This is a genomic window from Streptomyces sp. NPDC058964, assembly GCF_042741275.1.
Taxonomy (GTDB): Bacteria; Actinomycetota; Actinomycetes; order Streptomycetales; family Streptomycetaceae; genus Streptomyces.
The window spans coordinates 52,126-60,524 of sequence record NZ_JBHYKH010000002.1 but is presented as its reverse complement, the minus strand read 5'-3'; the positions used below and the strand labels follow the sequence as shown (position 1 = coordinate 60,524).

General features: G+C 71.7%; 6 protein-coding genes and 1 pseudogene. 4 read left to right on the top strand and 3 right to left on the bottom strand.

Going from position 1 to position 8,399, the window contains the following annotated elements; translation table 11 throughout:
• The first annotated feature begins 7 nt into the window (after positions 1-7).
• The 3 genes and pseudogenes from ACFW2E_RS00580 to ACFW2E_RS00570 all read left to right on the top strand — a co-directional run.
• A complete protein-coding gene (locus ACFW2E_RS00580; protein ID WP_384459126.1) occupies positions 8-835 on the top strand; it encodes an acyl-CoA thioesterase in 828 nt (275 codons plus the stop codon).
• A gap of 321 nt (positions 836-1,156) precedes the next feature.
• Positions 1,157-1,525: a hypothetical protein gene (locus ACFW2E_RS00575; RefSeq protein ID WP_384459117.1), complete on the top strand. Its 369-nt coding sequence runs from the start codon at positions 1,157-1,159 to the stop codon at positions 1,523-1,525.
• Positions 1,526-1,696: 171 nt separating this feature from the next.
• Positions 1,697-1,864 (top strand): annotated as a pseudogene (locus tag ACFW2E_RS00570) (IS481 family transposase); the annotation flags it as partial.
• A gap of 210 nt (positions 1,865-2,074) precedes the next feature.
• On the opposite strand, the gene ACFW2E_RS00565 reads toward ACFW2E_RS00570, so the two are convergent.
• Together ACFW2E_RS00565 and ACFW2E_RS00560 are read right to left on the bottom strand one after the other, a co-directional pair.
• Positions 2,075-2,425 (bottom strand): hypothetical protein, encoded by a 351-nt coding sequence (locus tag ACFW2E_RS00565; protein WP_384459114.1) that lies wholly within the window; start codon positions 2,423-2,425, stop codon positions 2,075-2,077.
• Between the two features lie 833 nt (positions 2,426-3,258).
• A complete protein-coding gene (locus ACFW2E_RS00560) occupies positions 3,259-3,402 on the bottom strand; it encodes a hypothetical protein (RefSeq protein ID WP_384459111.1) in 144 nt (47 codons plus the stop codon).
• An 878-nt stretch (positions 3,403-4,280) separates the two neighbouring features.
• Between ACFW2E_RS00560 and ACFW2E_RS00555 the strand changes: the two genes are divergently transcribed.
• Positions 4,281-5,465: a type III polyketide synthase gene (locus ACFW2E_RS00555; RefSeq protein WP_384459108.1), complete on the top strand. Its 1,185-nt coding sequence runs from the start codon at positions 4,281-4,283 to the stop codon at positions 5,463-5,465.
• Between the two features lie 167 nt (positions 5,466-5,632).
• On the opposite strand, the gene ACFW2E_RS00550 is transcribed toward ACFW2E_RS00555, so the two are convergent.
• Positions 5,633-7,792: a SpoIIE family protein phosphatase gene (locus ACFW2E_RS00550; protein WP_384459105.1), complete on the bottom strand. Its 2,160-nt coding sequence runs from the start codon at positions 7,790-7,792 to the stop codon at positions 5,633-5,635.
• Positions 7,793-8,399: the final 607 nt, after the last annotated feature.

Here is an 8,399-nt window from a genome sequence, read left to right as displayed (position 1 = left end):
GCCCGATGTGGCCCAGCACGCGCAGGACATCTTCCGCGGCCAGTCCCGGTCCGCCGTCGTTCCGCGGGTCTTCGGCGGACAGGTCGCGGCCCAGGCGCTGGTCGCCGCCGGGCGTACGGTCCCGGCGGACCGTCACGCCCACTCCCTCCACGCCTACTTCCTGCGCCCCGGTGATCCGGGCGTGCCCATCGTCTACACCGTCGACCGCATCCGCGACGGCCGCTCGTTCACCACCCGCCGGGTGGTCGCGGTCCAGCACGGGCACCCGATCTTCCATCTCTCCGCGTCCTTCCAGACGTACGAGGAGGGCCTCGACCACCAGGCCCCCATGCCGCCCTCGCCGGACCCGGAGACCCTGCCCACCTCGCAGCAGCGGCTGCGCGGCTACGGACACCTCGACCCCCTGGTCGTGGAGAAGTTCCTGGAGGCGCGCGAGGCGGTCGACCTGCGCTACGTCGACGAGCCGCCGTACGGGAGGTTCGGGGAGCCGCGAGAGCCGCACTCGCAGGTCTGGTTCCGCACCAGCGGCAAGCTCGACGACGACCCTCTGCTGCACGTCGTGCTCGCCACCTACGTCTCCGACATGACCCTGCTCGACTCGGTGCTGCTCGCGCACGGCCGCGGCGGCTGGGCCGTCGGTGACGTCGTCGGCGCCTCGCTGGACCACGCCATGTGGTTCCACCGACCGTTCCGTGCCGACGAATGGCTGCTGTACGACCAGGAGTCCCCCTCCGCACACGGCGGCCGCGGCCTCGGGCAGGCCCGCATCTACACCCAGGACGGACGCCTCGCGATCTCCGTGATCCAGGAGGGCGTCGTCCGGGTCCCCCGGTAGCGGCCGTTTCGCAAGAGACTGGTGGGGCCGCTGGGTACCGAGGTGCCGAGTTGCGCAACCGGGACTAGGCTCTTTGGGTGACAGCCGCATCGCACGGCACGACCGGCCGACCCGTTCCCGGTACTGCGGGACCAGGGCCGCAGCAGCCATCGGCGCAACCCCGCGCGAATGGCGCTGGAGGCGTCGGCGGTCGAGTGAGTGCCTCCTGAAAAACATGCGGTGACACCTGAGACCGCGCCGCGGTTCGCCTGCGGCGGCGGCCATCAATCTCGCACATCCCCCGGAGAGTCGCGAGAGGCGATGGAACGAAAGGTATTTCTCATGCGAGCACAACGCGCCAGGCGTGTCCTCGCGGCGTCCGCTGCCGGTGTGCTGATGGCCGGCGGCGCCGCGATCGGTGCGGCGGGTACCGCTACCGCGTCCACCTCGTCCTATGACCACGGCGGCTACAGCAGCGGCTGTGACCATGGCGACTGGTGGGGTGACAACGGCGACAACGGTTACGACAACGGCCACGACAACGGTTACGACAACGGCCACGACAACGGTTACGACAACGGCGGCTATGGCGGTGACCACGGCGGCAACGGTGGTGACCACGGCGGCAACGGTGGTGACCACGGTGGCAACGGTGGTGACCATGGCGGCAACGGTGGTGGTCATGGCGGCAACGGTGGTGGCAACCACTGAGGCCGCGGATCCGAACGCACACAAGGGCACGGCGTGCGGTCCCTCAACGGGGCCGCACGCCGCGGTGGTTCGGGGCTTCGGCGCGGTGAGCCCCCGTCAGGCGCCAGGTCTCTCCACCGTGCTCGAAGGCTCCTGACACGATCACGTGTCGCGACGCGCCCTCGCGACCGCTGGTTCGCCGCCCAGGGCGTCACCGTCGAGCGGGTACTGACCGACAACGCCTGGGCCTGCACCAGGAACACCTGGCGCAAGGCCTGCCGGCGGCTGGGCATCAGCCCTCGTTGGACCAGGCCGTGGTGGCCCCAGACCACCGACCCCACACACCGGCATCGGCGGTCCAGAGGCGTCAGCGCCCGCTTGCCGTCGAGCCGGTGGGTGCCCGCCGCAACGACCGGACGGTGCGGCACGTGGCCGGAGGGCCGAAGACCGCTGGCAACGGTCTTCGCCCTCCGGCGGGGTGCAGTGGCTGTGCCGGCTACGACGACGGATGACAACGGATGACAGGGGGTGTGGTCGGCCGCCGCGTCACGGCGCAGCATCCAAGGCGGCCTAGCGGTGGCCGAGGTAGCGGTCGTGATCCCAGTGCCGGTCGTTGTACCAGCCGTGGTGGCGGTACCGGTCCCGGTCCCGGTCCCCACCCCAGCCCCGGCGATTCCAGCTCCAGCCCCGGTCCCGGTCCCGATCCCCATCCCGGTCCCAGCTCCAGCCCCGGTCCCGGTCCCGGTCGCCGAAGTGACCGTCGCGGTCGTGGTCGCCCCTGTAGCTGTGCGAGTAACTTCTCCCGTTGTCACGGTCATGGTCGGCTCCAGCGGCGAGCGCCGGCATGGCGGCCGCGCCGACGAGTGCACCCGAAGCCACACAGGTGGCGATCAGGCGGACCGTCGTACGAGAAACAGACATGAATCTGTCACCTCACGTTCGTGCGCACCGATCCTCGTCGAGACCGGCGTGCAATCCGACATTCCCGGCTCTGTGCCGAGGTCCCAAACTGTGGACCTCCACGGCGGCACCAGAGCAACGAAAGGGTTCGCGTTACAAAGTGCGGATATATCCGTAACTCTCCCTTGTATGGGGCACCGAGGCCCGGGCACCGGGCCTGCCGCAGCTCCGAATCACGCTGCGAACAGGAGAAAGGCAGCGGACGGCCCATGACCCTCTTGGCAGTCCTGCTGCGTCAACTCCTTCGGATGGCCCAACGTCTTCAGTAACGATGGGGTGCGTCTGTTCGGGGGACGCGGTGCGGTCGGCGGCGATCCGGGTCCCGGCGGCTGTCAGGGCACCGGGCCGGCGGTCGGTCGTCCCGCACCGCCGCCCCTGTCGGGGGATCGTGACGGTACGTCGGCAGTGGTCTCTGTCCGACAGTTCGTCGGGGGTGAGCAGACGCCGGTGCGGCGGCTCGGGCCCGATCCGGTCTCCCGGCCACGGGTGACGTACCGGAGGGCGCCGACGACGTGGCCGGTGTCCACGAGGCTGCCCAAGCCGACAGTCCTGGCGCGCAGTTCGTCCAGGTCCACCCAGGCCCGCCCGAACTGTTCGGCCGGTGCTGATCGCCACGGTGATGCCGTGCTGGGGCGGGTGTCCTCGCACCGTCTGCTGCCGTGGTTCCCTTCGCGGCGGCGGCGGCGACGCCGACGACGCAGGTGTGCACGGTCTGGGTGACAGTCCGTCGTAACGCCGCGTCGCGGGAATCGACGTGGTCCCCCCAACTCGCGCCCGTTCCAGGCGGCCGGGCTTCACCGGTCACCCGGCGCCTCGCCGAAGTGGTCGTGCTGGACGCCACTGCCCAGGACCGGGCGCTCCACGGGCCGCTCCAGCGCCGGATCCGGCCCCGGCCGAGAACTGACCAGTTCGTGCAGCCGGTCCATCCTCGCGTCCATGGCCGGCCTGGTCGACCTCGGCATCCGCGTGCCCCGCCGCCCGGCGGGCCTTGCCGACCAGCCGTGCGAACACATACCCCACCGCGATCTCTGCCCCCGGAGCCACAGCCACCCGCAAACCGACCGAAGACGAAGCGGTGACCGTGCCCGGGCGGTGTCCGTTGCGGCAGATCCGGTTGACCGAGCTCAGCAACAGGAGGCGGCGAGGGCAGGCCCGATCGCGAGGGGCGGGCATGGTGGCGAGGAACACGTCGGACATCGGCTGGACGTCGCCCGAGCCCCGGCCGCGATCGACGGTGCCGTTGCCGCGGGTACCAAGGCGTGTGGTCGCCTGGCTCGCCCGATCCGTCGGGCAGTCACCTCGCAGACGTCCCGGTGAACGCCACCATCGTCCGCACGCGTCAGCATGCGGCCGGCGACCGGGCGCACGGCAGGGCGGTACGGCAACCGCGTCCCCCGCCATCGCCCATCGCCCATCGCCCATCGCGCCGGACGGCTTGCAGCTCGCGGCCCACCTCTTCCCGTCGCGGAGAGCCCATGTGGGTGAGCTGCCTGGGCCGCCACGGGTGTCTCCGGTTACAGCGGCAATGACCAGGCACTTTTCTGGCTGACGGGAAGTCAGGCAGGGCCTGAGGAACCGCTCCGAGGCCCCATTTCTTTCAGCGGTGTGTGCCGTGTCACGCACTCAAAGGGCTGCCCAAGTTGTCTTAGTCACAGCGCAAATGTCCTTTTGGCGTCCATGCTCGAAACGGACATCGACTCCCGAAGTGGAGCCAATCGGCATTGTCTTGGGCGCGAACTTCCGAAGTGGTCCATGACACAGCACTCGGGATGGCACTCGGGATGTCCTCCTTGTTCCCCGTAGAAAGGTGCCCATCATGGCCGCTTACCTCTGCCCGCCTGCCGTGATACACGGCGAGCACGCCGTGGAGACCAGCCAGATCGTGGCGGAGGTGCGCGACCGGCACCCGGACGCGGCGTGGGCGCCGCGGATCGACGGCATCGCGGCCAGTACGGGCATCGAGTCCCGCGGGTGGATGCTGCCGCTGGAGACCGCAGTCGCGCCGGGCAACGGCGGCGGCCTGCGGGCTGTCGGCATCGGGCCGGCCCAAGAGGCGCTGGCACGCGACGGGTTCACCCAGCAGGACGTGGACCGCGTGATCGCCGCCCTCGAGACGATACCCGCGCCGCAGACCGTCCAGGAGCGCACCGCGCCGGCCTGGGAGGCCGTGCAGTCCTACGGCGAGCGTGCCGCGCGCGGGGCCCTGCAGATCGCCGGGCTGGACGCCGCGGACATCGACTGCCTGATCACCAGTCACTCCACCACCCCGGCGCTGCCGGGTCTGGACATCGCCCTGGCCAACAAGCTTCCGCTCCGCAACGACGTGATGCTGCTGCCGGCCACGCAGTGGGCCTGTGTCGCGGGGACCCGCTCCCTGGCGCTGGCGGCGGAGCTCGTGGCCGCGGACCCCGACCGGGTGGTCCTGGTCGTGATCGCGGAGGCGCTGAGCACGACCTACCAGCCCGCGGACGACACCCTCGAGTCCCTGATCGTCCGGTTGCTGTTCGCGGACACCGCGGTCGCCGCGGTGGTCACGGGCCGCCCGAGGCGCGAGTCGGTGCTGCGGCTGGACGCCGCCTGGCACCACACCCTGCCCGGCACCCACGACCTGCACCGCCTGGATACACGGTCGGACGGCAACCACTTCGTGATGGACCGGCGCGGACCGCGCGCCGTACAGGAGACGGTCACCGCGATGTGGGAGTGGCTGCGCGTCCGTTACCAGGACCACCCCGACTCCTGGCACCCCGACGTGCTGCTCGCACACCCCGGCGGGACCCGGGTGCTGGAGTACATGGAGCAGACGATGCCCGACGCGTGGCCGTCGGGGCTGCTGGACTACAGCCGGGACAGCTACACCAGCGGCAACCGCGGAGGGGCCGCCGTGTTCGACATCATGCGGCGGGCGTACGACGCCGGGCAGAAGTCGGGCAGTCGCGCCGTCCTGTACGCGGCGGCACCGGGCCTCACCGCCACCGCCCTGGAGGGGGAGTGGCTGTAGTGCCGGCCCGCGCCCCCCGTACCGGCGCACGGGCCGCCGGCATCACCGGTAACGACGCCGGTACCGCTGAGGGCGCCGTCCGTACCGTCGGTGGCGCCGGCTGACGCGCACGCCGCCATGTCCTCGCCGCGCTCGCGGGCACCGGCCCCGCCCGTCCCGCAGCCGCGTCACCTGGCGACTTCCGCCCAGACCACCTTGCCGGTGTCCGTCCACCGCACCCCCCACCGGGTGGTGAGCCTGTGCACGATGTACAGGCCCCGACCGCCGTCGTCGAGGAGGCCGCCCCGGCTCAGACGTGGCCTGCCGTTGCCGGTGTCGCCCACCTCGCACAGCAGGCCGTGACCGGCCCTGATCAGCCGTACCGTGATGGGACCGGTGGCGAAGCGCACCGCGTTCGTGACCAGCTCGCTGATCAGCAGCGGCACGGTGTCCAGGGTGTCGTCCCTGGTGCGCCACTGCCGCAGCAGCGCGGAGACCTGCGCGCGGGCGCGGGCGGGCGCGTCGTCGCGGGCGGGCAGCCGCCAGGTCGCGGTGTCCCCCTTGCGGTAGCCGATCATGCGTGCGAGCAGCAGGGTCACGTCGTCACGCTGGCGCGCGGGCGCCAGCGCGGAGACGACGCGCCGTGCGGCCTGCGGCAGGGCGTCCCAGGGGTGCACCGTGGACACGGCGTCCGCCAGCCTGCCGATGCCCTCGTCGATCGACAGGGCCGGATCCTCCACCAGGCCGTCGGTGTAGAGGGCGAGCAGGGAGCCCGGGGGTGCGCCGAACGTGTGCACGTCGAACGGTTCCCGCAGCGCGAACTCGGCGCCCAGGCCGGGATGAGGGCGGACCGCGAGCGGGCCCGCGTGCCCGTCCGGGGACACCAGGACCGGGGGGAGGTGGCCGGCGCTGGACAGCGCCACGTGGTGGCTGACCGGGTCGTAGAGGACGATGCAGCAGGTCGACCCGAGGGCGCTGTAGCCGGCCGCCAGCCCGGACTCGGCGTCGTCCAGCAGCGTCACGGTCTTGTCCAGGTGCTCCAGCACCTCGTCGGGCGCCAGACCCGCGGACAGCAGCGCGCGGGCCTCCATGCTCAGCTGGCCCATGGTCGCCGCGGCTCCCAGGCCGTGCCCGACGACGTCACCGACCACCAGCGCGGTACGGCCGTCCGGCAGCGGAAAGCTGTTCACCCAGTCGCCGCCGACGCCCGCGCTGTCGGGGGTGGCGGGCTGGTAGACGCTGGCGATCTCGATGGTGTCGCCGCCGGTCCGGGGCAGCAGCCGGCGCTGCAACGCCAGCACCTGCGTGTGCTCGCGCTGGTGCTGACGGGCCAGGTCGACGTGATGGGCGGTCCTGGCCACCAGTTCCTGCAGGTCGAACAGGTCGCTGTCGCGGAAGGGGGAGCCCGCCCGCCGCCAGACCTCCGCCACGCCCAGTACGACAGGCGGCGAGCCGTCCAGGACCAGTGGTATGCATGCCACACCCGCCGACCGGTCACCGGGCACCAGGGCGCGCATCACTCGCGGACTGCCGAGTACCCGCTCGACCGCCTCCCGGTCGGGTATGACGATGGCCTGCGGGGCGTCGTCCCGCCGTACCGCCTGCGCCAGCAGGCGACTCGCGTCGCTGGGAAGATCGTCGCCCGGAGTCACGTAGCCCTCGGGCCACGCCCGGTCCGGCACCAGGGCCGCCCGCCGCAGCCGGATGCGCCCCTGCGCCTGCTCGGTGACTCCCTCGCCTGTCCACACGGCGAAGTCGAGGTCGATGGCGGCCACGTCTCCCCAAGCCAGCAGGGACTCCGCCAGCGACTGCGCGGTCTCGCCGATGTCCAGCGAGGTGCCGATCGCGGTCTCGGCGGCGTACAGGTGCAGCCTCCTGGCCATGGCGATCACGGAGACGGTCAGGCCTTCCTGGGGCACCGCGGCGGGCAGGATGCTCAACGAGACCACCAGCTCCGACCCGTCGCCGCGCCGCAGGCGCTGGATCCGGGCGACGTGCGCCTCACCGGTTTCCAGAACCTGCCGCAATCGCCGTGTGACCGTCGGTACGTCCCCGGGAGGCAGGAGATCGACGAAAGGGCTCCCGACCACCGCGTCCAGACCCTCGAATACGGGGGCGTCGAGATTGCAGCGGCTGATCCTCAGATCCCTGTCCAGGTTGACCGCGCCGAGAATCTGATCCTGACGGCCCGCTGCCGCGTTGTCGGGTGCGCGTCGGCTGGTGGTGCGGTCCCCCTGCGCGTCGCCAGGACCGGCGGCCGCTGCCGCTCCGCCGCTCGGGATGTAGCGCCCCAGGGCGCTGCTGACCAGGTCGAACGGCGAAGACGAAGGGGAGGGTGTGGAGTCCATGCGGCTCTCTCGGCAATCCCCGGCGCGGCGCCGGGGCCGTACTCGGACCCGTCCGACGGGACCCCGAGATCCCTGACGGCACACCTCATTGAATAACACCGGGAGTCGCTTCGCCCACATCAGCGGATCACGCGATGAACGCGGACAGTGAGGAATGCCTCGGCCGGTGGCGCCGTGCTCACCTCGCCGGGGGCCGTCGCCCGCCGGGCTGCGACGACCGCCGCAGGGCCACTGGACGCCGGCGCCGTCGGCTCCGGTGAGGTCCCGGCACGTCGCGCTGTGCCGGAGGTTTCCTCGGTCGTCCGGTGGGTGGTCACGGGTCTGTCCTCCACGGAGCCCGGTGGCGGACGGCGGCGACCTCGGTGCCGTGGCGCCAGTGGGCGGGTACGGGTTGCGGACCCGCAGGTCGATGAACGCCGCGAGCGCGGCACGATCACGCGCGGCGTGCCGAACTTCAGCGGTGCTCGAGCCGGCACTGACAGCCGGTCGCTCCGGTTGCTGTTGACTCCCGTCTTCCACCCCGCTACGGCTCTGAACGCCCTGATGCCACCTGGTGCCTCGGGCTCGGCGAGTTGCTCCACGCCCCCGGCGTCGTCTGCTCCGAGTG

Excerpts from the sequence above, each read along its gene's own strand:
- ACFW2E_RS00555 (WP_384459108.1), top strand. The coding sequence starts at position 4,281 with ATGGCCGCTTACCTCTGCCCGCCTGCCGTGATACACGGCGAGCACGCC.
- ACFW2E_RS00550 (WP_384459105.1), bottom strand. The coding sequence starts at position 7,792 with ATGGACTCCACACCCTCCCCTTCGTCTTCGCCGTTCGACCTGGTCAGC.
- ACFW2E_RS00560 (WP_384459111.1), bottom strand. The coding sequence starts at position 3,402 with ATGGACGCGAGGATGGACCGGCTGCACGAACTGGTCAGTTCTCGGCCG.
- ACFW2E_RS00565 (WP_384459114.1), bottom strand. The coding sequence starts at position 2,425 with ATGTCTGTTTCTCGTACGACGGTCCGCCTGATCGCCACCTGTGTGGCT.
- ACFW2E_RS00575 (WP_384459117.1), top strand. The coding sequence starts at position 1,157 with ATGCGAGCACAACGCGCCAGGCGTGTCCTCGCGGCGTCCGCTGCCGGT.